The 23524-nt window shown below is 63.5% G+C and carries 23 protein-coding genes; 4 read left to right on the top strand and 19 right to left on the bottom strand.

Going from position 1 to position 23524, the window contains the following annotated elements; genetic code table 11:
• Nucleotides 1–101: 101 nt before the first annotated feature.
• Nucleotides 102–2456 (bottom strand): excinuclease ABC subunit UvrC, encoded by a 2355-nt coding sequence (gene uvrC / locus FFS45_RS06480; protein WP_137953886.1) that lies wholly within the window; start codon nt 2454–2456, stop codon nt 102–104.
• A 112-nt stretch (nt 2457–2568) separates the two neighbouring features.
• On the opposite strand from uvrC, the gene earP reads away from it, so the two are divergent.
• The 4 genes from earP (at nt 2569) to FFS45_RS06460 (ending at nt 6621) form a co-directional block, all read left to right on the top strand.
• Nucleotides 2569–3801 (top strand): elongation factor P maturation arginine rhamnosyltransferase EarP, encoded by a 1233-nt coding sequence (gene earP, locus FFS45_RS06475; RefSeq protein WP_137953885.1) that lies wholly within the window; start codon nt 2569–2571, stop codon nt 3799–3801.
• 280 nt (nt 3802–4081) lie between these two features.
• Nucleotides 4082–4639 (top strand): elongation factor P, encoded by a 558-nt coding sequence (efp, locus tag FFS45_RS06470; RefSeq protein ID WP_090684360.1) that lies wholly within the window; start codon nt 4082–4084, stop codon nt 4637–4639.
• A gap of 281 nt (nt 4640–4920) precedes the next feature.
• Nucleotides 4921–5124: a CsbD family protein gene (locus tag FFS45_RS06465; protein ID WP_137953884.1), complete on the top strand. Its 204-nt coding sequence runs from the start codon at nt 4921–4923 to the stop codon at nt 5122–5124.
• Between the two features lie 114 nt (nt 5125–5238).
• Nucleotides 5239–6621, top strand: a complete 1383-nt coding sequence (locus FFS45_RS06460; RefSeq protein ID WP_137953883.1) for a sigma-54 dependent transcriptional regulator — start codon at nt 5239–5241, stop codon at nt 6619–6621.
• A gap of 10 nt (nt 6622–6631) precedes the next feature.
• Here FFS45_RS06460 and nagZ read toward each other — a convergent pair whose 3' ends face one another.
• From nagZ to fabD, 18 genes are all read right to left on the bottom strand, one after another.
• A complete protein-coding gene (gene nagZ, locus FFS45_RS06455; RefSeq protein ID WP_137953882.1) occupies nt 6632–7660 on the bottom strand; it encodes a beta-N-acetylhexosaminidase in 1029 nt (342 codons plus the stop codon).
• A gap of 56 nt (nt 7661–7716) precedes the next feature.
• Nucleotides 7717–8145: a holo-ACP synthase gene (acpS, locus tag FFS45_RS06450; RefSeq protein WP_137953881.1), complete on the bottom strand. Its 429-nt coding sequence runs from the start codon at nt 8143–8145 to the stop codon at nt 7717–7719.
• A 13-nt stretch (nt 8146–8158) separates the two neighbouring features.
• The gene (gene pdxJ / locus FFS45_RS06445) at nt 8159–8923 is read right to left on the bottom strand and encodes a pyridoxine 5'-phosphate synthase (RefSeq protein WP_137953880.1); all 765 of its coding nucleotides are present in this window, start codon (nt 8921–8923) and stop codon (nt 8159–8161) included.
• Nucleotides 8920–9882 (bottom strand): DNA repair protein RecO, encoded by a 963-nt coding sequence (recO, locus tag FFS45_RS06440; RefSeq protein ID WP_137953879.1) that lies wholly within the window; start codon nt 9880–9882, stop codon nt 8920–8922. Before recO ends, pdxJ begins: the two co-directional genes overlap by 4 nt.
• The gene (gene era, locus FFS45_RS06435; RefSeq protein ID WP_137953878.1) at nt 9869–10768 is read right to left on the bottom strand and encodes a GTPase Era; all 900 of its coding nucleotides are present in this window, start codon (nt 10766–10768) and stop codon (nt 9869–9871) included. The genes recO and era overlap by 14 nt, the downstream gene beginning before the upstream one ends.
• A gap of 54 nt (nt 10769–10822) precedes the next feature.
• Complete coding sequence (rnc, locus tag FFS45_RS06430; RefSeq protein ID WP_137953877.1) at nt 10823–12016, bottom strand: ribonuclease III; 1194 nt, start codon at nt 12014–12016, stop codon at nt 10823–10825.
• Nucleotides 12017–12191: 175 nt separating this feature from the next.
• On the bottom strand, nt 12192–13085 hold the full coding sequence (lepB, locus tag FFS45_RS06425) for a signal peptidase I (RefSeq protein ID WP_137953876.1): 894 nt from the start codon (nt 13083–13085) through the stop codon (nt 12192–12194).
• Between the two features lie 18 nt (nt 13086–13103).
• Nucleotides 13104–14897, bottom strand: a complete 1794-nt coding sequence (gene lepA / locus FFS45_RS06420) for a translation elongation factor 4 (RefSeq protein ID WP_137953875.1) — start codon at nt 14895–14897, stop codon at nt 13104–13106.
• Nucleotides 14898–15091: 194 nt separating this feature from the next.
• Nucleotides 15092–15343 (bottom strand): glutaredoxin family protein, encoded by a 252-nt coding sequence (locus tag FFS45_RS06415; protein ID WP_137953874.1) that lies wholly within the window; start codon nt 15341–15343, stop codon nt 15092–15094.
• The gene (locus FFS45_RS06410; protein ID WP_137953873.1) at nt 15340–16884 is read right to left on the bottom strand and encodes a DegQ family serine endoprotease; all 1545 of its coding nucleotides are present in this window, start codon (nt 16882–16884) and stop codon (nt 15340–15342) included. Before FFS45_RS06410 ends, FFS45_RS06415 begins: the two co-directional genes overlap by 4 nt.
• Nucleotides 16885–16912: 28 nt before the next feature.
• Nucleotides 16913–17956, bottom strand: coding sequence for a MucB/RseB C-terminal domain-containing protein (locus FFS45_RS06405; RefSeq protein ID WP_137953872.1), 1044 nt, complete (start codon nt 17954–17956; stop codon nt 16913–16915).
• A 4-nt stretch (nt 17957–17960) separates the two neighbouring features.
• Complete coding sequence (locus FFS45_RS06400) at nt 17961–18584, bottom strand: RseA family anti-sigma factor (RefSeq protein WP_137953871.1); 624 nt, start codon at nt 18582–18584, stop codon at nt 17961–17963.
• A gap of 83 nt (nt 18585–18667) precedes the next feature.
• On the bottom strand, nt 18668–19267 hold the full coding sequence (gene rpoE / locus FFS45_RS06395; protein ID WP_006051939.1) for an RNA polymerase sigma factor RpoE: 600 nt from the start codon (nt 19265–19267) through the stop codon (nt 18668–18670).
• A gap of 101 nt (nt 19268–19368) precedes the next feature.
• On the bottom strand, nt 19369–19734 hold the full coding sequence (locus tag FFS45_RS06390; RefSeq protein ID WP_349292310.1) for a protein YgfX: 366 nt from the start codon (nt 19732–19734) through the stop codon (nt 19369–19371).
• Between the two features lie 129 nt (nt 19735–19863).
• Nucleotides 19864–21102 (bottom strand): beta-ketoacyl-ACP synthase II, encoded by a 1239-nt coding sequence (gene fabF / locus FFS45_RS06385; RefSeq protein ID WP_137953870.1) that lies wholly within the window; start codon nt 21100–21102, stop codon nt 19864–19866.
• Nucleotides 21103–21309: 207 nt separating this feature from the next.
• On the bottom strand, nt 21310–21549 hold the full coding sequence (gene acpP / locus FFS45_RS06380; RefSeq protein ID WP_004197638.1) for an acyl carrier protein: 240 nt from the start codon (nt 21547–21549) through the stop codon (nt 21310–21312).
• Between the two features lie 151 nt (nt 21550–21700).
• The gene (gene fabG / locus FFS45_RS06375; protein WP_137953869.1) at nt 21701–22450 is read right to left on the bottom strand and encodes a 3-oxoacyl-ACP reductase FabG; all 750 of its coding nucleotides are present in this window, start codon (nt 22448–22450) and stop codon (nt 21701–21703) included.
• Nucleotides 22451–22540: 90 nt separating this feature from the next.
• Complete coding sequence (gene fabD, locus FFS45_RS06370) at nt 22541–23473, bottom strand: ACP S-malonyltransferase (protein ID WP_137953868.1); 933 nt, start codon at nt 23471–23473, stop codon at nt 22541–22543.
• Nucleotides 23474–23524 lie beyond the last annotated feature (51 nt).

Here is a 23524-nt window from a genome sequence, read left to right as displayed (position 1 = left end):
CAAACGGGCGGCAAAGCGCCCGTAAACAGGCGTCAAACCGGCACTCCGGGGTTTAAGAGCATACGACGCGCCCGAGATGGGTCGCGCCGCATTTCACGCAATCAGTGCAATTGCCGATAGATCTGCTCCGCAAGCGACTGGGAAATCCCTTCGACGCTGGCCAGATCTTCGATGCTCGCCGCCACCACCCCACGCAACCCGCCAAAACGTGCGAGCAGGCGCTGACGGCGTTTCGCGCCGACACCTTCGAGCTCTTCGAGGCGCGAGGTCTGGCGCGTCTTGCCGCGTTTGGCGCGCATGCCCGTAATCGCGAAGCGGTGTGCCTCGTCGCGAATCTGCGCAACCAGCATCAGGGCCGCGCTTTCCTTGCCGAGTTCGAGCGGCGCGCGGCCATCGGCGAAGATCAGCGTTTCGAGGCCGACCTTGCGCCCCTCGCCCTTCGCGACACCAACCAGCATCCCGCAATCCAGACCCACTTCGGTGAATACCTGACGCGCAATCTCCACCTGGCCCTTGCCGCCGTCGATCAGCACGATGTTAGGCAGGATGCCGCCGGTCGCCGGCTCGGCCGGGTCAGCAGGATCGGCTGCGAGTGCGGGATCGGCCGCCGGATCGCTGGACTGCGCGAGCGCGTCATCGGCGGCACCTGCGGCAGCGCTTGCCGCGGCCTGCGCCACCATCTTCTCGTAGCGGCGTGTGAGCACCTGGCGCATGGCGGCGTAATCGTCGCCCGGCGTGATGCCGGTGATGTTGTAGCGCCGGTACTCCGAGGACTGCATCTTGTGATGGTGATACACCACGCACGACGCCTGGGTCGCTTCGCCCATCGTGTGGCTGATATCGAAGCATTCGATCCGCAGATGTGCGAGGTCCTCGCATTCGAGACTGAGCGTATCGGCGAGCGCGCGCGTGCGCGATTGCTGCGAGCCCTGTTCGGAGAGGAGGCGCGCCAGCGCGAGCCGCGCATTTTGCTCGGCCATTGCCAGCCAGGCGCGCTTCTGGCCTTGAGGTTGACGCAGCAGCGTGACCTTGTGGCCCGCCTGCTCGATCAGCAGATCGACCAGTTCGCGGTTCGACGGCGCATGGCTGACGACCAGCACCGGCGGGACGCGGTTGCCCAGGTAGTGCTGCGCGATGAAGGCTTCAAGCACTTCGGATTCGATGCCTGTCTGGCGTCGGCGCGAAGGCTTGCCGGAGGGGGCTGCAGCGGCATCGTCGGCGCTACCGGCAGCGTCGTCGGACGCGGCAGCGTCGGTAAGCTCAACGGCTTCATCACCGGCGTCATCGGACTCATCCTGCAGAACGTCTTCCTCGGCTTCATCGGTCGCGTCATCCATCTCAGGCGGCAGCGCCTGCGCGAACGCCAACGCGTCGGACGTCCCGTTGTCGGCATCTGCAACGCCTGTGGCGCCGCTCGCATCCACCGCCCGCTTCGCCTTCACGCTCGCGAGCGATGCCTCCTCCGCCGCCCGCAACCCTTGCGCGACCGCCGTCTTCAGGGCGCCCTGCGCATCGGCATCGCCATCATCCAGACCGCCCTCGTCGATCGTCAGTGCACTTTCCACATGCGCCGGGAAGTAAGCCTTGTCCCCTAGATGCCGTCCGCCGCGCACCATCGCCAGGTTCACGCACACGCGCCCGCCGAGGGCCACCACGGCGAGAATGTCGACGTCGCTGTCGCTACCCACTTCAATCGCCTGCTGGTGCAGCACTGTGGAAAGCGAACTCATCTGGTTGCGCACCGCGGCGGCCTGCTCGAACTTCAGCTCGCCGGCAAACGCATGCATTTTCTCCTCGAGCTCCTTCATCACTTCGCTCTGCCGCCCAAGCAGGAAGCGCGAGGCGTTGGAAACATCGCGCGCGTAGTCTTCCTCGCTGATCGCCCCCACGCACGGCGCCGTGCAGCGCCCGATCTGATGCAGCAGGCAAGGCCGCGTGCGGTTGTTGAACACCGAGTCTTCGCAGGTGCGCAACTGGAACACGCGCTGCAGGATCTGGATGCTCTCGCGCACCGCCCACGCGCTCGGGAACGGTCCGAAGTACTGGTTCTTGCGGTCCACCGAGCCACGGTAGTAAGCCATGCGCGGAAACTTGTGGCCGGTCAGCTTCAGGTAGGGGTACGACTTGTCGTCGCGAAACAGGATGTTGTAACGCGGCGCGAGCGCCTTGATCAGGTTGTTTTCGAGCAGCAGCGCCTCGGCCTCGGAACGCGTGACCGTGGTTTCGATGCGGGCAATCCGCGTCACCATCATCGCAATGCGCGGCGACAGCAGCGTCTTGGTGAAGTAGCTCGACACGCGCTTTTTCAGGTCACGCGCCTTGCCCACGTACAGCACCGCGCCATGCGCATCGTAATAGCGATAGACGCCGGGCAGATGCGGCAACTGGGCGAGCACCTTTTTGGGCTCGAATGCCTCGGGAGTTTCGGAAGCTTCTGGAGCGTCTGAATAGGTCATGCAGAATCGGGCTGAGCACCGCGCCGGGATTCACGCGGAGAGTGGGGTGAGTGCTTTAGAATCGCCAGTTTAGAACATTCCGCACGCGTCCGAGACCCGGATGCCGGCCACCATGTCCTCCGCGCGCCCGCCCGCCTCGTCCGCCCCTGCCTCGCAAGCCGCCCAGTCAGTCCCCACGCAGACGCCGCCAGACGGCGCCATTGCCTGCGACCTGTTCTGCGCGGTAATCGATAACTTCGGCGATATCGGCGTGTGCTGGCGCCTCGCGCGCCAGCTGACCAGCGAACACGGCTGGCAAGTGCGCGTTTTCGTCGACGACCTGCACGCGTTCAAGAAGCTCTGCCCCGCGCTGGAGGTCGAGCGCAGCCGCCAGGCGGTGAGCGGCATTGTCATCGAGCATTGGCACGAACCGGCGCATGCGGGCGACATACTGGAAGTGGCGGACGTGGTCATCGAGGCGTTCGGCTGCGAGCTGCCGCACGTCTACGTGGCCGGGATGGCGCGCCGCGAGCGCGCGCCGGTGTGGCTGAACCTCGAATACCTGAGCGCCGAAGACTGGGTGGCCGACTTCCATCTGCGTCAATCGCCGCACCCGCGCTATCCGCTGACCAAGACATTCTTTTTCCCGGGACTCGGCACCGGCACAGGCGGCGTGCTCAAGGAGCGCCATCTGGATGCCGCGCGGGCTGCCTTCGAAGCCTCGCCGCCGGCGCGCGAGGCATGGTGGCGCCAGGCCACTGGCCTCGCCGCTCCCCACCCCGGCGCCACGGTAATCTCACTCTTTGCCTACGAAAATCCCGCCGTCGAAAGCCTGCTCGAACAATGGCGCGATAGTCCGGCGCCCATCGAGCTGCTGGTACCCGAAGGGCGGATTTCGGGCGCGATCGCGCGCTTTTTCGGCCTGCCGGCATTCGCGGCCGGCTCGCACGCCGAGCGCGGCAGCCTGCGCGCCCATGCGCTCGCCTTCACGGATCAACCCGGCTACGACGCCTTGCTGTGGGCGAGCGACCTCAATTTCGTGCGCGGCGAAGACTCGTTCGTGCGCGCCCAGTGGGCGGCACGTCCATTCGTCTGGCATATCTACCCGCAAGCCGACGACGCCCATCTGCCCAAGCTCGACGCCGCCCTCGCGCACTACACAGCCCCCCCCCTGCCGAGCGCGGCGCGCGCCGCGCTGGCGCGCTTCTGGCACGCGTGGAACGGCGTCGGCGAGCCGGATTGGGCGGATTTCCAGCGTCACCGCGCCGCTTTCGAGCAGCGCGCGGCCGGATGGGCGCAGGAACTGGCGGCGCTCGGCGACCTCGCCGGAAATCTGGCCGAATTTGCAAAAAGTCAGTTAAAATAAGCGGTTATCCAACGGCCGACGACGCAAGCGCGGCACGATGGCGGCGGCGAATCTCGCGCAAACGGTGTGTCACTGTGCACCGTCAATCGAAGCAGATCGCCCTCGCGCATCGGCGCCACTCGTGTACGCGCCCGCTTTCGGGTAAACACAGTTATCGGAAGGTAACGGGCAGCGGGCACCCAGGCGCCGAGGTGTGCGAAGTTTGACAGGGCGCCGAGCCCGCTTGCGCCGTATGCCGTTGAGCACAGTTGAAGCTACTTATTTCGTACAGGACAGTTTTATGAAGACCGCACAGGAACTCCGCACCGGCAACGTCGTGATGATCGGCAGCGACGCGATGGTCGTGCAAAAGGCCGAATACAACAAATCGGGCCGCAACTCCGCCGTCGTCAAGATGAAGTTCAAGAACCTGCTGACCGGCGCGGGCATGGAAACCGTGTACAAGGCCGACGACAAGTTCGACGTCGTCCTGCTGGATCGCAAGGAAGTGACCTACTCGTACTTCGCTGACCCGATGTACGTGTTCATGGACGCCGACTACAACCAGTTCGAAGTCGAAGCGGAAATGATGGGCGACGCCCTGCACTACCTCGAAGACGGCATGGCTTGCGAAGTCGTGTTCTACAACGAGAAGGCCATTTCGGTCGAACTGCCCACCACGCTGGTCCGCGAAATCATTTACACGGAACCGGCAGTCAAGGGCGATACGTCGTCGGGCAAGGTGCTGAAGAACGCCAAGCTGAACACCGGCTTCGAACTGCAAGTGCCGCTCTTCTGCAATATCGGCGACAAGATCGAAATCGACACGCGTACCCACGAGTACCGCAGCCGCGCGTAAGCGTCGACGCTGCCCGGTCCCGGCCCCGCGGCAAGCCGCGGGAATGGCGGCCAGATTAAAAAAGCGCCCTGTTGGGCGCTTTTTCTTTTTTCCATGACCGTGTATGGTTGAGGAAAACTTTACCGGTACGGTTTTCGATTTTGCCAATCAGAACGCATCGCGAGAACCATTACGCGCGACAAACCATTGATAAGCTTAAGTAGTTGTCAATGGCACGCTCCCTGCTTCAAGAGGCACAAGCCCGTTGAGGCTTTACCTTTTTCTCACCAGGGAGATGCGTGATGAACAATGACATTGCTAAAGGCAAGTGGAAGCAGATCATTGGCAAGGCAAAAACCGCGTGGGGCGAACTGACAGACGACGAGTTGACGAAGGCCGAAGGGCACGCCGAGAAACTCGCCGGTCTGATTCAGGAGCGCTACGGCAAAACTCGCGAGGAAGCCGTCCGTGAAGTACATCGCTTCTTCGATGCGAACCGCGACTGACCGCGCGCCACGCTGTATTGCGCGAGGAATAGCGGCCAACCATCGCACCTCGGCCCGTTGCCGTCATCCGGCGGCGGGGCCGAGGCTCCTTCAACCTGGAAAATAGCGCTAGCCATGCCACACGCCCTGATTGTCGAAGATGATCCCAATAGCCTGTCTGGCTTGTCCGCGATCCTCGCCGCCGACGGCTTTTCCGTCGACACCGCGACGACGCTCGCCGAAGCGCGGGCTGCGCTGACGCGTTTCATCCCCGACGTCGTGCTGGTCGATCTGAACCTGCCCGACGGCAGCGGACTCGACCTGCTTCAGCATTTGCCGGCCCAACCGCCCGGCGGCGCACTGCCTGTCATCGTGATGACGGGCAATGCCACCGTCGAAAGCGCGATAGAAGGGCTGCGCCACGGCATCTGGGATTACCTGCTCAAGCCCGTCAACATTCCGCGCCTGCGCAGCCTGCTCGCGCGCATTCCGCGCCCCTACGAGCTGACCGAAGAGGTCCAGACGCTGCGCGCCGCGCTGCGCCAGCTCGGCCGGTTTGGCCCGATGCTCGGCCGGAGCGGCGCCATCCAGCATGTGTACGACATGATCGAACACAACGCGCCGACCGAAGCGGCCGTGCTGATCTCCGGCGAAGCCGGCGCCGGCAAGGAAGTCACCGCACGCACACTGCATGAGATGAGCCGCCGCCGCAAAGGCCCTTTCGTCACCTTCGACTGCCGCACGGCGGCGAGCCTCGCCGCGCAACGCTCGCTCGATAGCGTGCTGTTCGGCCACGAACGCGGCGCCTTCGCGGGCGCCGAGCAACGCGAGCAGGGGTTGTTCGAACAGGCGAGCGGCGGCACGCTGTTTATCGACGAAATCGCCGAACTGCCGCGCCCGCAGCAGGAAGCGCTGTTGCGCGCGCTCGATTCGCAGACCTTCATGCGCGTCGGCGGCACGCATCCGGTGGTCACCGATTTCCGGCTGATCGCGTCGACCCGCAAATCGCCACGCGCGGCGGTAGCGGACGGCAGCCTGGATCACGATCTCGCGCTGCGCCTCGAAGCGGCAGCGGTCTCCCTGCCGCCGCTGCGCGAGCGTGGCGACGACGCCGCGCTCCTCGCGCAAGCGATGGTCGACGAGCTGAATCGCGAAGCCAATGCACGCGGCGTCGCCGATGCGACCAAGCAGATCGGGCCGAATTTCCTGCGCGAGTGCCTGGCCTACGAGTGGCCCGGCAACGTGCGCGAACTGCAGGACCGTGTCAGGCGTGCCTATCAGGCATCCGGCGACGTGCTCGAAACGCTGCGCGCCGACGAAACCGGTTCGGCCGGGGTACGCGATCTGAACGGCAGCCGGGTGCAGGTGACCGTCGGCACACCGCTCGCGGATGTGGAGGAAATGCTGATCCGCGCCACGCTCGACGCGGTCGGCGGGACGCGGCATCGCGCCGCGTCACTGCTGGGGATCAGTCCGAAGACGCTCTACAACAAGCTGCAGCGGATGCGTCTGAACTGATCCGCAGCGTTCAGGCAAATGCGCTGCGCAACAGGGTTTGCGCCTGCAGGTATTCCGGCTCGGCGATCAGCTTGCTCCACTTGAGCGCCTTGCCGCGCGGGCGCATCCGCCTGATGCGCGCCTGCGATTCCTTCGACGGCGTGAAGCGCAGCGCATCGAGCACCTTCTCCGCTTCCTCCGGCTGATTGCAGATCAGCACCATGTCGCAGCCTGCCTGCAAGGCTGCGGTGGCTGCTTCGGTGAGCGTGCCGCCCTGGCGCGCGGCCTCCATCGAGAGGTCATCGCTGAAGATCGCGCCGGGGAAACGCAGCTTGCCGCGCAACACCTCTTGCAGCCACACGCGCGAAAAGCCCGCCGGTTTCGTATCGACCTGCGGATAAATCACGTGTGCCGGAATCACCGAGGCGAGCGTCAAGCCGAGCCAGTCGTACGGCGCCACATCGTCGCGCAGAATTGCCTCGAGCGGACGGTCGTCCACCGGGACAGCCACGTGCGAGTCCGCGTGCGCGTAGCCGTGCCCGGGGAAATGCTTGCCGCAGTTCGCCATGCCCGCCAGCGCGAGGCCGTGATTCAGGCTCTTCGCCAGCATGGCGACGACGCGCGGATCGCGATGGAACGCGCGGTCGCCGATCACCTGCGACTGGCCGTAATTCAGGTCGAGCACCGGCGTGAAGCTCATGTCGACGCCGCAGGCCCGCAACTCGGTGGCGAGGATATAGCCTACCGCGGTGGTAACCTTGGTCGCATGCAGCACGTCCGAATCCCAGAGCGCGCCCAGTTTGCCCATTGCCGGCAGCACCGTGAAGCCGTCGGTACGGAAGCGCTGGACGCGGCCGCCTTCGTGATCGACCGCGATCAGCAGATCGTCGCGCACGGCGCGGATCGCGTCGGTCAGCGCCACCAGTTGGGCGCGGCTCTCGTAGTGACGGGCGAACAGGATCACGCCACCGGTCATCGGATGGGCGAGGCGGCGCTTGTCGTCGTCGGTCAGCGTCTTGCCGACCACGTCGAGCATCACCGGTCCGGGATTGGTTTTCATCGAATTCCGCTAGAAAAAAGAGAAGGCGCGGCTTGCTGGCGCCGCGCCAGGAGAAGTCAGAGGGTTGCAGGGGATGTGGGAGCGGCGGGTTCCGCCGTCTCGGCGATCACGAACGAAACCGCGTAATCGCGCTCGTCGCTGATCGTCACGCGGGCCGTGATGCCGCGTGCTTCGAGCCATTCGGCCAGTTCGCCGGAGGCCACCACCATCGGCTTGCCGCTCGCCTCGTTGAGCGTCTGCAGCGCGCGCCAAGTCATCGGCCAGTGCATGCCCAGGCCGATCGCTTTGGAGAACGCTTCTTTCGCCGAAAAACGGGTGGCGAGAAACGCGAGACCGCGCGCCGCCGAGCGGGCGTGGCGCGCGTGATAGACGCGCAGCTCGTCGGGCCCGAGCACTTTCTCCGCGAAGCGCCCGTTGGTGCGCTCCATCACTGCCGCCACGCGGCTGACCTGAACGATGTCGGTGCCGATGCCGTAGATTGCCATGCGCGGGAAGCCGTTATGCGCGTGCGGCGAGACGCGCGGCGACCATGATCGCCTTCATCTCGCGGACCGCGTTATCCCAGCCGGCGAAAATCGCATGCGCGACGATCGCGTGGCCGATGTTCAGCTCGACGATGCCGTCGATCGCCGCGATCTGCTGCACGTTGGTGTAATGCAGGCCATGACCGGCATTTACCTTGATGCCGAGCGAGCGGCCGAATTCGACGCTGCGCACGACGCGCTCGTATTCGCGCTGCTGCTCCGCAGGATCATGCGCTTCAGCGTAACGCCCGGTATGCAGCTCGATCACCGGCGCACCCGCTTCGTGGGCGGCGCGGATCTGCGTTTCGTCCGGATCGATGAAGAGCGAGACGCGCGAGTTCGCTTCAGCCAGTTGCTGGCAGGCGGCGCGCACGGCTTCGAACTGGCCGGCCACGTCGAGCCCGCCTTCCGTGGTCAGCTCCGCGCGCTTTTCCGGCACGAGGCAAACATCATGCGGCTGCACTTCACAAGCGATGTCGAGCATCTCCTGGGTCACCGCGCATTCGAGATTCATGCGCGTCTTCAGCAACGGACGCAGCTTGCGCACGTCGGCGTCGACGATATGGCGGCGGTCCTCGCGCAGATGCAGCGTGATTGCATCGGCGCCGGCCGCTTCGGCATCGAGCGCCGCGCGGATCAGGTCTGGATAGGACGTGCCGCGCGCGTTGCGCAGCGTAGCGACGTGATCGATATTCACGCCCAGGTCGATGACAGTCGGCGACGTAAGAAAGAAGCTCATAAGTTCTGCAGGTCGATCAGGATCTGGCGTGTCGCGAGCGGCGTGCCGCCAAGATAGGTGTTGAGCAAAAAGCGCATCAGCGTCTTGCTTTGCGCCACAGTCTGCGCACGATGGTAATCGTCCGCTTCCATATCGAGCAAGGTCTGGCCGGAGATCACCGGCCATTGCGCGGGCAAGTCGTCGGAGGCTTCGCGCACGCCGCGCTCGGGATCGAACACGTAGCGGCCCTCCGCCACCACCGTCTTGCGCGCCACCGTGCGGTTGAGCGCCATCGCATAGCCGGTCTCGCGCAGCAGCACGCGCTCGAACGAGCGCAGCACCTGCACGGCGGGCTCGTCATGCGCGAGGCGCGCGAGCGTCACCACATAGTGCTGGAACAGTTGCGGATGCGGATCTTCGCGTCCGCAGAATTTGACCAGCAGCTCGTTGACGTAGAAGCCGCACAGCAACGCGTCGCCGGCGAGCGGCAGCATACCGCCCACCCATTCGGCGCCGGTCAGCGTACGCACTTCGGATTTGCCGGACCACGACAGCGCAAGCGGCTGGAAGGTCTGCAGCACGCCGCGCAGCGCGGAGTGCGGGCGCTTGGCGCCCTTGGCAACGAGGGCGAGCCGCCCGTGATCGCGCGTCAGCACGTCGATGATGAGGCTGGTCTCGCGATGCGGGTAGCTATGCAGCACGAAGGCCGGCTGCTCGGTGACCTTGTACTCGGAGCCGGAGCTGCGCGACGAGCGGCGAGCGGGAGCCTTGCGCGCTTCGCCGTCAGCCGACGTGGCCGATGCATCCGCGCCTTCGCCGGCGGAATGGCGCGCGGTGTTGCGGGTAGAAGACCCGGGGGAAGCGGAAGTCGATTTCCTCGGCGCACGAGCCTTGGACGGCTCGCGCACCGGCGCATCCGGCTCGAAGTCGTCCGGTTCAGCGTCGGATTGCAGCGTCATCCATGCGTCATTCGTACCCATACGCGCGGAGTCCGGCTTCGTTGTCGGCCCAGCCACTCTTTACCTTGATAAAGGTCTCCAGATACACCGGGCCGTCAAACAGCTTTTCCATGTCGAGACGCGCTTCGGTGCTGATCTGCTTCAGCTTGGCGCCCTTCTGGCCGATGATCATCGCCTTGTGCGTGTCGCGATCCACCATGATGGTCGCGAAAATGCGGCGCAGACGGCCTTCGGTTTCGAACTTGTCGATCAGCACGGTGCTGGTGTACGGCAGTTCGTCGCCGGTCCAGCGGAAGACTTTCTCGCGCAGGATTTCGGCGGCAAGGAAACGCTCGCTGCGATCGGTCAGGTCGTCTTCACCGTAGATCGGCGCGCCTTCCGGCAGGAACGGCTTGACCGTCGCCATCAGACGCTTGATATCGTCCGGATTCTTCGCGGACAGCGGCACGATCTCGTTGAACTGGCGCAGCGCGCTCACCTGCTGCATGAACGGAAACAGCGAGTCTTTATCCGACACGCGGTCGAGTTTGTTGGCGATCAGCAGCGTGGGGACCGACGGCGGGATCAGGTCGAGCACCTTCTGGTCGTCCGGACCGAAACGGCCCGCTTCGATGACGAACAGGATCGCGTCGACCGAGGTCAGCGTGGAGGTGACCGCGCGATTGAGCGAGCGGTTCAGTGCACCGCTATGCTTGGTCTGGAAACCCGGCGTGTCGACGAAGATGTACTGCGCGTCTTCCAGCGTGTGAATGCCGGTGATGCGGTGGCGCGTGGTCTGCGCCTTGCGCGACGTAATACTGACTTTCTGGCCGACCAGCGCATTCATCAGCGTGGACTTGCCGACGTTGGGGCGGCCGACGATCGCGACCATGCCGCAGCGAAAACCAGTGGGAGTGGAAGCGTTCATATTCGGGCTACAGCAAGTTCGTATGGACGCGCGATGAGGCGTGCATCCATTAAATCAATGGCCCGCATCGGCGACGCGCGTTTGTACCGCGTCGGCAACGCCGGGTTCGAGTTCGGCAGGCGCCGCTACGCCGGGCGCGAGTTCGCGGGTGCGGGTTGCGGCGGGTTTGTCCGCGCTGCGTGCGGGAGCGTCGGATTTGTCGTGCTTGTCGGCACGTTCGGCTTTCTCTGCCCTTTCCGCTTTTTCTTTGTCCGCGGTTTTGTCCGCGGCCTTCTCCGCTTTGTCCGGCACAGCCGGGTTGGTGTATTCCACGTGGGCGGCACGAATTACCGCGAGCGGTGCAAGGGCGGGAGCGGGGGCCGGCGCCTGCGCCACGGCGGGCGCCGCGCGCTCGGCGACGGCTTCGGCGCTCACGGCCGCCTTGGGCTCGCCACGCGTATGACGTTCGCCTTTACGGTCCGGCGCGCGCAGGTCCAGCGCGGTCTGCACGCCGGTCACGCCAGGAACGATCTCCGGCTCAGCGTTTTTCGCCGCCCGTGCGCCCTTCGAGCGCTTCGGCTTGGCTACCACGGCCGGCGCGGCCGCCATGACCTCGTCGAGCGCCTTCTTGGCTGCAGCCTGCTCGGCCGCGCGGCGGCTGGCGCCCGAACCCGACACCTTCACTTCCAGCTTCGGGACCGTGCATTCGACCTCAAACTGCTGATTGTGCGCCGCACCATGAGTCGCCACGACCGTGTAGGTCGGCAAGGCGATCTTGTGACCCTGCAGGTATTCCTGCAGCAGCGTCTTCGAATCCTTACCGAGCGTGCGGGGGTCGATATGGTCCAGAATCGGCACATAGAGCCGCTTGATGACCGTCTGGGCGGCTTCGAAACCGCCGTCCAGGAAGATAGCGCCCAGAATCGCTTCGAGCGTGTCAGCGAGGATCGACGGGCGGCGGAAGCCGCCGCTGCGCAGTTCGCCCTCGCCGAGGCGCAGGCCGTCCGAAATATTCAGGGCCTGAGCAATTTCGTACAGCGACTGCTGTTTGACCAGATTGGCGCGAACTCGGGACAGATCGCCTTCGTCCAGCTTGCCGAAACGTTGGAACAATAGCGCAGCCACCGCGCAATTCAGAACGGAGTCGCCGAGAAATTCCAGCCGTTCGTTATGCGTGGCACTGTGACTGCGATGAGTTAAAGCCTGGCGCAACAATTCCGCATTGCGAAATTCGTAGCGCAAACGGCTTTCCAACGGAGATAGGGGCATGTGCAGAGTATAACGCGGGCGCCTGCCCCGGCGAAAACGCCGGGTGGCCAGCGGAAAAAGCGTAGTGAAGCGACCTTACCGCACGTTCTTAAAGTAGCGTGATAACACGCCGCGGTCGATGAGCGGCATCTGCGCGGCGCGTTGTGCGTTCAGTATGCGGCGAGTGCGGTGACGATCAGTGGAACGTCCCAATGCGTTTCAGATTGCTGAAATTCATCCAGATAAAGAACGCGCGGCCGACGATATTCTGGTCCGGCGCAAAGCCCCAGTAACGGCTGTCCGCGCTGTTATCGCGGTTGTCACCCATCATGAAGTAATTGCCGGGCGGCACCTTGCAGATCACGCCGCGTGCGTTGTACGTGCAGTTATCGCGATACGGGTAGTCTTCCGCACCGACGATGAACGGCGGCACCGCCGGATTATTCAGAATCGCGTTCTTGCGGCCGTCGATGTCTTCTTCGAACTGCTTCGCGTAACCGATGCGCTCTTCGTCGAAGTAGTCAGGCAGCGGCGTTTCCGGCACAGGCTTGCCGTTGATCGTCAGTTGCTTGTCCTGATAAGCGACCACGTCGCCCGGCAGGCCGATCACGCGCTTGATGTAGTCGACCGACTCGTCTTTCGGATAACGGAACACCACCACGTCGCCACGCTGGAGCGGGCTGCCTTGCGTGATCTTGGTGTTGGTGATCGGCAGACGGATGCCGTATTCATACTTGTTGACGAGAATGAAGTCGCCCACCAGCAGCGTCGGCACCATCGACCCGGACGGAATCTTGAACGGCTCGACCACGAACGAGCGCACCACGAAGACCACCAGGATCACCGGGAAGAAGCTCGCCGAGTACTCGAGCCACCACGGTTGGCGCAGCTTCTCGTCGCGCAGGCGCGCCCGCGTCTGCGGGGCGTTTTCGTCGGCGAAGCGTTCGCCGACGCGTGCCTGCTGGCGGTCGAACTCGGCTACCGCCTCGTCCGCCGCGCGCCGCCGTTGCGGCATGAAAACCAGTTTATCTGCGACCCATGCGACGCCCGTAATGATCACGAGCACAAAAAGAATCAGCGCAAAATTCATAGGGTTCCGTTCTTCGTCTTATTTGTCTTCGACACGCAGAATCGCGAGGAAAGCCTCTTGCGGAATCTCGACGGACCCGACCTGCTTCATTCGCTTCTTGCCTGCCTTCTGCTTTTCCAACAGCTTCTTCTTACGCGAAATATCGCCGCCGTAGCATTTTGCCAGCACATTCTTACGCAAAGCCTTGATGTTCTCGCGGGCGATAATATTCGAGCCAATCGTCGCCTGGATCGCCACGTCGTACATCTGACGCGGGATCAGCTCGCGCATCTTCGCCGCCACTTCGCGGCCGCGGTACTGGCTCTGCGAACGGTGCACGATCACCGAGAGCGCGTCGACCTTGTCGCCGTTGATCAGCATGTCCACCTTGACGACGTCCGCCGCGCGGTATTCCTTGAACTCGTAGTCCATCGACGCATAGCCGCGCGACATGGACTTCAGACGGTCGAAGAAGTCGAGCACGACTTCGCCCATCGGAATTTCATAGGTGAGCTGAACCTGGCGGCCGTGGTACTGCATGTTGATCTGATTGCCGCGCTTTTGCGTACACAGCGTGATCACCGCGCCCACATAGTCTTGCGGCATATACAGGTTCACGGTGACGATCGGCTCGCGCACTTCTTCGATCCTCGACGGATCGGGCATCTTGGCCGGGTTCTCGACCATGATGGTCGTGCCGTCGCGTTGCAGGACTTCATACACCACGGTCGGCGCCGTGGTGATCAGGTCCATGTCGAACTCGCGCTCCAGACGCTCCTGGACGATCTCCATGTGCAGCAGGCCGAGGAAGCCGCAACGGAAACCGAAGCCGAGCGCCTGCGAGACTTCCGGCTCGTAGTGCAGCGAAGCGTCGTTGAGCTTGAGCTTTTCGAGCGAGTCGCGCAGTGCGTCGTACTGGTTCGCTTCAACCGGATAGAGGCCGGCAAACACCTGCGGCTTCACTTCCTTGAAGCCCGGCAGCGGCGCAGCGGCCGGACGGGTCACCAGCGTGACGGTGTCACCCACCTTCGCGGCGGCCAGTTCCTTGATGCCGGCGATGATGAAGCCCACTTGCCCTGCGGAAAGCGATTCGAGATTCTTCGATTTCGGCGTGAACACACCGATGTGCTCGACCGGGTACTGCGCGTCGGTCGCCATCATGCGGATACGGTCCTTCGGACGCAGCGTGCCGTTGACGATGCGCACCAGCATCACCACGCCGACGTAGTTGTCGAACCACGAATCGATGATCAGGGCCTGCAGCGGCGCTTCCGGATCGCCCTTGGGCGGCGGCACTTTCGCGATCAGCGCTTCCAGCACGTCTTCGACGCCAAGGCCCGTTTTCGCGCTGCAATGAGTCGCGTCGGTCGCGTCGATGCCGATCACATCCTCGATTTCGGAAATCGCGTTTTCCGGGTTCGCCGCCGGCAAGTCGATCTTGTTGAGCACCGGAATCACGTCGACGCCGAGCTCGATAGCCGTATAGCAGTTCGCCACCGTCTGGGCCTCGACGCCCTGGCTCGCGTCGACCACCAGCAGCGCGCCTTCGCACGCCGACAGCGAGCGGCTGACTTCGTACGAGAAATCGACGTGCCCCGGCGTGTCGATCATGTTGAGGTTGTAGACCTGCCCATCGCGCGCGCGATAGGTCAATGCAGCTGTCTGGGCCTTGATGGTGATGCCGCGCTCGCGCTCGAGATCCATCGAGTCGAGCACCTGGGCCTCCATTTCGCGGTCGGACAGGCCGCCGCAAATCTGGATGATGCGATCGGCGAGCGTCGACTTGCCATGGTCGATGTGCGCAATGATCGAGAAATTACGAATATGATCCATTCAGTACCGATCAAGCGAAAAAGGCGCGCTCGGACGATTGCGGAGCACGCCTTGTAAGTAGGTGAAAAACTTGTCTATTTTAGCCGAAAAAGGCTTCCGCCCGGCATATCTTGGAGGGGAGCGCGGAAAGTGGGCCAGGACCGGGACTCAAATCGGGGCTCAGATGTATGTCAGGCCCTAAGACTTTCGACACGCTAGCGGGTCCCGCTCAAAGCTGCACGAACCCGTTCTTCGTCGAGATGGTAGTGACACAACTCGACACCCTCGCACACCAGAACCGGCACTAACTCGTTATAACGCGCTTCGAGTGCGGGATCGGCGTCGATATCCACGACTTCGACCTGCGCGCCGAACTCGGCCAGCAACGGCGCGAGCGCGGCGTGCATATCTTCGCAGAGGTGGCACCACGCGCGCCCATAGAGCGTGAGCGGTGCCGTCATCGTCATTTCTGCGCTGAGCCGCCGCGCGGGCGCAGCGGCACGAACTGCGTGTTGTCGCCGCGCCGCACGAGCAGCGCGACCATTTTTTGCGGATCGAGATGCGCGGTCACTTCGTCGAACTGCTTCGCGTTGGCGATATCCGTGTCGCCGACGCGCAGGATGATGTCACCCTTTTGCAAACCGACGCGGGCAGCGGGTCCGTCCACCTGATCGACCTGCACGCCGCCCTTCACCTTGAGCGTCTTCTGCTGGTCGGCCGGGATATCGCTGACCGCAATGCCCAGCGAGTTGGTGGCGCGCTGCTTGGGCGGCGGCGCCTGCTTCTCGTCCGTCTTGGCGGTCTTGTCCGGCTGCATCTCCGCAATCGTGACCGGCAGGTCGCGCGTTTGCCCCTTGCGCCAGACGGTAATGGTCGCCTTGGTGCCCGGCTTCGTATCGCCCACCATGCGCGGCAGATCGGTTGCCGTGTCGACGGAATGACCGTTGAACTTCAGGATGATGTCACCCGGCTGCACGCCGGCCTTGTCGGCCGGACCGCCTGGCTCGACGCTGCTGACGAGCGCGCCCTCAGCCGTCGGCAGGCCGAGCGAATCGGCCACGTCCTTGGTCACTTCGCCAATCGCCACCGCAATCCGGCCGCGTGTGACCTTGCCCGTGCTCTTCAACTGATCGGCCACGCGCATCGCTTCGTCGATCGGGATCGCGAACGAAATGCCCATGAAACCGCCGGTACGGCTATAGATCTGCGAGTTGATGCCGATCACCTCGCCCTGCATATTGATCAGCGGGCCGCCGGAATTGCCGGGGTTGACCGGCACGTCGGTCTGGATAAACGGCAGGTAGTCGCCAGTATCGCGCCCCTTGGCGCTCACGATGCCTGCAGTGACCGTGTTTTCCAGCCCAAACGGCGAACCGATGGCAACCACCCATTCGCCCACCCGCACCTTGGTCGAATCACCAATGGTGACCGCCGGCAGGTTCGACGCGTTGATCTTCACGACCGCGACATCGGTGCGATCGTCGACGCCGATCAGCTTGGCCTTGAACTCGCGCTTGTCGGTAAGCGTGACGTAGATGTTGTCGGCGTCGTCGACCACGTGGGCATTGGTCATCACATAGCCATCCTGCGAGAGGATGAAGCCGGAGCCCACACCGCTGCTCTGCTCGGAATCGGAGTTGTCGGGCGCGTCCTGGCTGCCGCTGCTGCCGCCGCTACCACTGCCGTTATCGCCGTTGTCACTGCCGCCGCCCCCTCCGCCGCCGCGCGGCGAGCCGGGCTGCTGCGGCAGCGGAATGCCGAAAAAGCGCCGGAAAAACTCGGACATGTCGCCGTCGTCGAGCCCGGGCGGCATGCCATGGGCGCTACCGCCATTCGACACGCGCGTGGTAGTGCGGATGTTGACGACCGCCGGGCCGACTTTGTCGACGAGATCGGTGAAGTCGGGGAGATTGGCTGCGGGAGCCGCCGACGCCGCATGCGGCACGAGCGGCAGACAAACTGCCACCACCGCGGCTGCGAGGAATTTGCGCACCGTGAAAATCGTCATATCGTAGCCAGCCGAGGGATTCGAGGGATTACTTGGGAGCCTTATATTCTATGGCAGACGCAAATTGCTGCAATGTGGCTTGGGGCACTTCCCCTAGCAGAGTAATCCAGAAGTCACCTTGACGCTTAACCAGCACGTGCGTCGCCCCGCTACTGCCCGCGCCTTCCTTGCGCGTGTTGTTTTCCACCGGCTCGACAAACACCGAAATGGCGGCCAGACCGTCCGAAAAGACAGCCTGGTCGACCGGGATGGCGGGTTCACCCGGGTCGCGCGCCGCCATGGGACGACGCAGCTCGCGAATCTTGCGGAAGCCCGGCACGCTCGGCGCAATCTGCCAGCCCTGTGCTTCCATGTCCACGGGCTCCACCGGCGGCCGCACGACCGTCCAGCCAGCGGTGTTATGAATGCCGTTGACGATCGCGGCCTTATCTACCGGCACGCCGATGCTGATCTGCGAGAACGACAACTGCTCGAGCACCTGGCCACTCGGGTCGAGCGTCTGGGCGCGCAGCAACAGGCCGGTCTTCTTGTCGGCCCAGAGTTTGTAGGCAAAGCGATAGGCGTCTTTCGGATCGAGCTCGACCACCTGGCTGTCGATGCCCGCAACGCGGTCGTCGCCCAGCAGCTTCGGTTCATACACCGACAGCACCTGGTCGCTGCTGGCAGCCAGCAGCGCCGGGAACGAATCCTTGTTTTGGCGCTTTTCGACGACGCACAGATGCCGTTCGGGGATGAACGTGTACATTTCGTCGTTATGGCGCAACATCTTGCGCGGCTTGCCGTCCAGGCTTTCGAGCTGCTCGAACTCGCCGTCATTACGGGTTGCGTAATGCACGATCCGGGAGGTCTGGACGAAATTGCCCCGTTGATAGACAAACGCGCCCTCGTAATTCTGCTGCTGGGCGGCCTGGTGAATCCGGTTGAGCAGGTCCGCCGTCGTGCGGCGGACGACGAGCGGATCGTCGGATTGCGCAAAGACACGCGGCGTGGCGGACAACAATACGGCTGCACAGATCAGAAATGCCGGCAGCCGCCCCCAGATAGTCGTTTTATTCAACCGCAGTGTCTGCATCAGACTATTGGCCTTGCGTGGTCATGGCGGAGGTACGAATCAGCGGCATCGAACCGGGCATGACCGGTTGTTGCGCGAACTGCTGATGAGCTTCCAGATACTGGTCGAGGCTGGCGTCGCGAATGATGTTGCCGTCCTGCACCGGCTGAACCGTCACGGCCGGCACGGAAGCCATGGCCACGCGCTGCACGGAATCGCCATGCGGCTGGATCGACGCGACCTGGGCCACACCCGCTCCACCCGGCACGCCCTGCAGTTGCGGCACGACGATCCACGTCAGCGTGGCGGCCGCAGCGGCAACCGCAAACGCCGGCACGACACGGCGGCGCAACGACAGCAAACCGCGTGCAACCGGCATCGCAGCGGGCGCCAGCACGTGCGGCTCCTGCTCGAAACGCGCGGCAAAGCCGGCGAGGAACGCGCTGCTGGCCGCAGGGCTCACCGCCAGATCGTCCGAACGCAGCGCGTCGCCGATCAGGTGGTAGTGCGACCAGGATGCACGATCTTCGTGATCCAGCTCGGAAATGAACGTGTTCAGATGCTCTTCGCCGAACAGCTCACCGTCGACAAAAGCGGACAGACGCTCGCCCCGCGAGCTTGCTTGCGATTGCATCGAGACCGACCCCATGATGCTCCCCATCTTACAGACACCCCTAGTGACACCACCTAACCCAGATATTGCCCCATTGCCCCGTCGGGCTGGCCGGTCGACTACCAGCGTTTGCCTTCGGGTGTGTCAAGCAATGGACGCAATTTTGCCGCAATGGCTTCGCGAGCGCGAAAAATTCGCGATCTGACCGTGCCGATTGGGCACCCCATCATCTCAGCGATTTCTTCGTAGCTCAAACCTTCAATTTCACGAAGAGTAATGGCGGTGCGCAACTCTTCCGGTAAAACCGCCATCGCAGCATTGACCGTCTCAGCGATCTGCTTGCTCATCAACATCGACTCAGGCGTGTTGATATCCCTTAGTTGGTCGGCATCCGAGAAAGTTTCAGCTTCTTCAGCATCTGCTTCGGTCGAAGTGGGCGCGCGCCGACCCTGGGTGGCAAGGTAGTTCTTTGCCGTGTTGACCGCAATCCGGTACAACCACGTATAAAAAGCCGATTCGCCGCGGAATTGGGGCAACGCCCGGTATGCCTTGATAAAGGCATCCTGAGCCACGTCCTCAACCTCGGCGGGATCTCGCACGAGGCGCGAGATCAGCCGGAGGATCTTGCGGTGGTATTTGGAGACCAGAAGCTCGAACGCGGCCTTATCGCCCTTCTGGACGCGTTCGACCAGCACCTGATCAATTTCTTTTTCGCTCACCTGATAAATCCGTTAACAATAGGGTGCACCGCGGGGCACCATTGTAGCGTCCCCATCATCGTGTCACGTTGCCAAGGTAACAGCGGTTACAGTCGTTACAGTCAGACGCGTGAAGCACGCCGGCCGAGCACGGCCAGTTGCCGGAAAGCCTCGGCGGAAAGCATGTCCGCCGCGATCAGCAAAGTCCGCGAACGGCCGCCCGCTTCGGCAAGCGCCAGAATGAGAAGCCACCCGCTCCACTGCGAACAGCCGGCAATACGACCCTGCGCGAGCGTCTGCCCCGCACGGTTCCAGACAGTGAGGGCATCGGGCCCGATTTTGAGGGCACCCGGTTCGGCCCGCCAGTGCCGCCATGCGCCCAGCAGCAGCGCGGCCAGTACGGCGAGCATTGCCGGCGCTGCCTGCACGGCGCCGAGCCTTGCTGCCAGACTCGTCTGCACCGCAGCCACGGCAATCAGGATAAACACGATTGTTGCCCCGCGAAGCGCAACGGAGCGCCGCAGGATAATCTGCGGCGCTCCGTTGGGCGACGCCGGTCCGGGCTGAAGCGCCGGACCGGCTTGCGTGGGCTGTGGAATCAAACGGCCAAGCCCGGATCAGGCGCGCTTGAAGACCAGCGTGCCGTTCGTGCCGCCGAACCCGAACGAGTTCTTCAGCGCGACGTCGATCTTCATCTCCCGCGCCGTGTTGGCGCAATAATCCAGATCGCATTCCGGATCCTGGTTGAAGATGTTGATCGTCGGCGGCGAGATCTGATGATGCACGGCCAGCACCGTGAACACGGACTCGAGACCGCCGGCGCCGCCCAACAGGTGGCCCGTCATCGACTTGGTCGAATTCACGACGATGTTCTTCGCGTGATCGCCGAAAGCGCGCTTGATGCCGGTGGTTTCCGCCAGGTCGCCGAGCGGCGTGGAGGTGCCGTGCGCGTTCAGGTAGTTCACCTCGCCCACGTTCACGCCGGCGTTCTTTAGGGCCGCCAGCATGCAGCGGCGAGCGCCGTCGCCGTTTTCCACCGGGGCAGTCATATGATAGGCGTCGCCGCTCATCCCATAGCCGCTCACTTCGGCGTAGATCTTCGCGCCGCGCGCCTTGGCGTGTTCGTACTCTTCGAGCACCATCACGCCGGCGCCCTCGCCCAGCACGAAGCCGTCGCGGTCCTTGTCCCACGGACGGCTTGCCGTAGCCGGATCGTCATTGCGTTGCGACAGCGCACGCGCCGCCGCGAAGCCGCCGATACCGAGCGGCGACACGGTGGATTCCGCGCCGCCTGCGATCATCACATCGGCATCGCCGTATTCGATCAGGCGCGAAGCTTCGCCGATGCAATGCAGGCCGGTGGTACACGCCGTGACGATGGCGAGGTTCGGGCCCTTGATGCCGAACTTGATCGACAGATGGCCGGAGATCATGTTGATGATCGACGCCGGCACAAAGAACGGCGAAATCCGGCGCGGGCCGCGATTGAGCAGCTCCGTCTGCGTCACTTCGATCATCGGCAGACCGCCGATGCCCGAGCCGACCACCACACCGACGCGCTCGGCATTTTCTTCGGTGATTTCGAGACCGCTATCCTGCATCGCCTGGATGCCGGCAGCCACGCCGTAATGGATAAACGTATCCATATGGCGCGCTTCCTTACCGGGGACGTAGTCCTCGATGTTGAAGCCCTTCACCTCGCCGGCGAAGCGAGTCGAGAAGTTCGACGCGTCGAACTTCGTGATGTTGGCAATCCCTGACTTGCCGGCGACCAGATTGGCCCAGCCGTCGGCAACATTATTGCCGACAGGCGAAATCAGCCCCAGGCCTGTAACAACAACACGACGACGGCTCACGGTAACCTCTTTTTCATGGGTGACAAAAGCAAAAGCCACAGTGGACACAGGAATCGGACCTGTGAGCCCTGTGGCTGTTAACCTGGGAGATGCGCTGAAAACTGCGCTGCAACCCGCACTGGCAATAGCGCCCGCCCCGCGGATGCCGGAAACCGGCCCGACAGGGCATCACACGCCACCAGCCCAGCAACGCGGGCGCGAATGACCTTAGGCCTTGACGTTTGCGCGAGCGTAGTCGATCGCTTGCTGAACGGTCGTGATCTTTTCAGCTTCTTCATCCGGAATTTCCATGCCGAATTCGTCTTCGAGGGCCATCACGAGTTCGACGGTGTCGAGCGAGTCAGCGCCGAGGTCGTTCACGAACGATGCTTCGTTCTTGATCTCCGCTTCGGCAACGCCCAGTTGTTCTGCGACGATCTTCTTGACGCGCTGTTCGATATTGTCCATTAACCCCTCCAAGGGAAAAGAAGTTCAAAAATACAGGTGCGCGCATTTTATCAGGTTTGCCCCTCAAAAAAGCGGCGCGCACGGTTCCTGTCAAGGCATCCGCCCCGCGCGTCGAGAAACGCGTCACGGCGCGGATGGTAACCGAATTCCGTTACGACATGTACATGCCGCCGTTCACATGCAACGTCGTGCCGGTGATATACCCGGCCTGCGGCGAAGCAAGAAACGCGACGGCATGCGCGATGTCTTCCGGGCTGCCCAGACGGCCCAGCGGAATCTGGGTCTTCAGCGCGGCTTGCTGCTCTTCCGGCAAGGTCTTCGTCATGTCGGTGTCGATGAAGCCCGGCGCGACGCAGTTCACGGTAATGCCGCGGCTGCCGATCTCACGCGCCAGCGCCCGCGTCATGCCCGCCACGCCGGCTTTCGCTGCTGCATAGTTGGCTTGCCCCGGGTTGCCGGCCGAGCCGACCACCGACGTGATGTTGATAATGCGGCCGCCACGCGCCTTCATCATCGGGCGCAGCACGGCACGCGACAAACGGAACACGGATTTGAGATTGGTGTCGATCACCGCATCCCAGTCGTCGTCCTTCATGCGCATGGCCAGTTGGTCCTGGGTGATGCCCGCGTTGTTCACGAGCACATGCAGCGCGCCGAATTCCTTCACGGCGCCGTCGATCAGGGCTTCCGCTGCTGCCGCATCGTTCACGTTCAACACAGCGCCTCGGCCGTTCACACCTTCGGCCTTGAAGGCTTCGGTGATCGCGCTTGCGCCGCTTTCGCTGGTTGCCGTGCCGATCACGGTTGCGCCCTGGCGCGCCAGTTCGAGCGCAATGGCGCGGCCAATGCCGCGCGAGGCGCCCGTTACGATCGCGATCTGCTTATCGAGAGTCTTTTCCATCTGTCAGTCCGGAGTGCCCTTGCGGGCGAATTGCAATCTTTAGGCTGGCTGGCCGCTGCTGGCCGCTGCTGGCCGATGCAGGCGCAGCGCTCAGGCCGTCACGAGCTTGAGCGTCTCTTCGAGCGAAGCCGGGTCGAAAACCGAAGCGCCGACCAGATTGCCGTCGATGCGCTTGGTCAAGCCTGCCAGCACCTTGCCCGGGCCGCATTCGATCACGTGCGTTACGCCCTTGCCTGCCATGGCCTGCACGCATTCCACCCAGCGCACGGCGCCTGCCGCCTGGCGCACGAGCGCATCCTTGATCGCAGCCGGCTCGTTGACGATGGCCACGTCGACGTTGTTGACGACGGGAATCTTCGGCACTTGCACCTCGACACTCGCCAGATACTCGCGCAACTGGTCCGAAGCGGGCTTGAGCAGCGAAGAGTGGAACGGCGCGGACACCGGCAGCGGCAGCGCGCGCTTCGCGCCCGCAGCCTTGGCAAGTTCGCAGGCCTTTTCGACCGCAGCCTTATGGCCGGCAATCACGACCTGCGCCGGCGCATTGAAATTCACTGCTTCCACGACACCCGCCGACGCCGCTTCCGCGCATACCGCACGCACGGCGTCGTCGTCGAGACCGAGGATCGCCGCCATGCCGCCCACGCCTACCGGCACCGCCGTCTGCATGGCTTGCGCGCGAAAGCGCACGAGCGGCACCGCGTCGCGGAACGCCAGCGCACCGGCGGCGACCAGCGCCGTGTATTCGCCGAGGCTGTGACCGGCGACGATCACCGGCGCCGGACCGCCCGCCGCCTGCCATGCGCGGAAGATCGCGTACGCGGCAGTCAGCATGACGGGTTGGGTATTGGTGGTGAGGTTCAGATCGTCGGCCGGACCTTCGGCGATCAGCTTGCCCAGATCCTGGCCGAGCGCGTCGGAGGCTTCCTGAACCGTCTCGCGCACAATGGCGTGATCGGCAAATGCGTTAAGCATGCCGACCGACTGCGAGCCCTGACCAGGAAAAACGAACGCAAATTTCATGGAATCCTCAAAATTCGATGTTTCAGATACGTGCCGCACGCGGTCTTATCG

The organism is Burkholderia sp. 4M9327F10, assembly GCF_005503145.1.
Lineage (GTDB): Bacteria > Pseudomonadota > Gammaproteobacteria > Burkholderiales > Burkholderiaceae > Paraburkholderia.
This window is presented reverse-complemented; position numbering and strand designations above follow the sequence as displayed.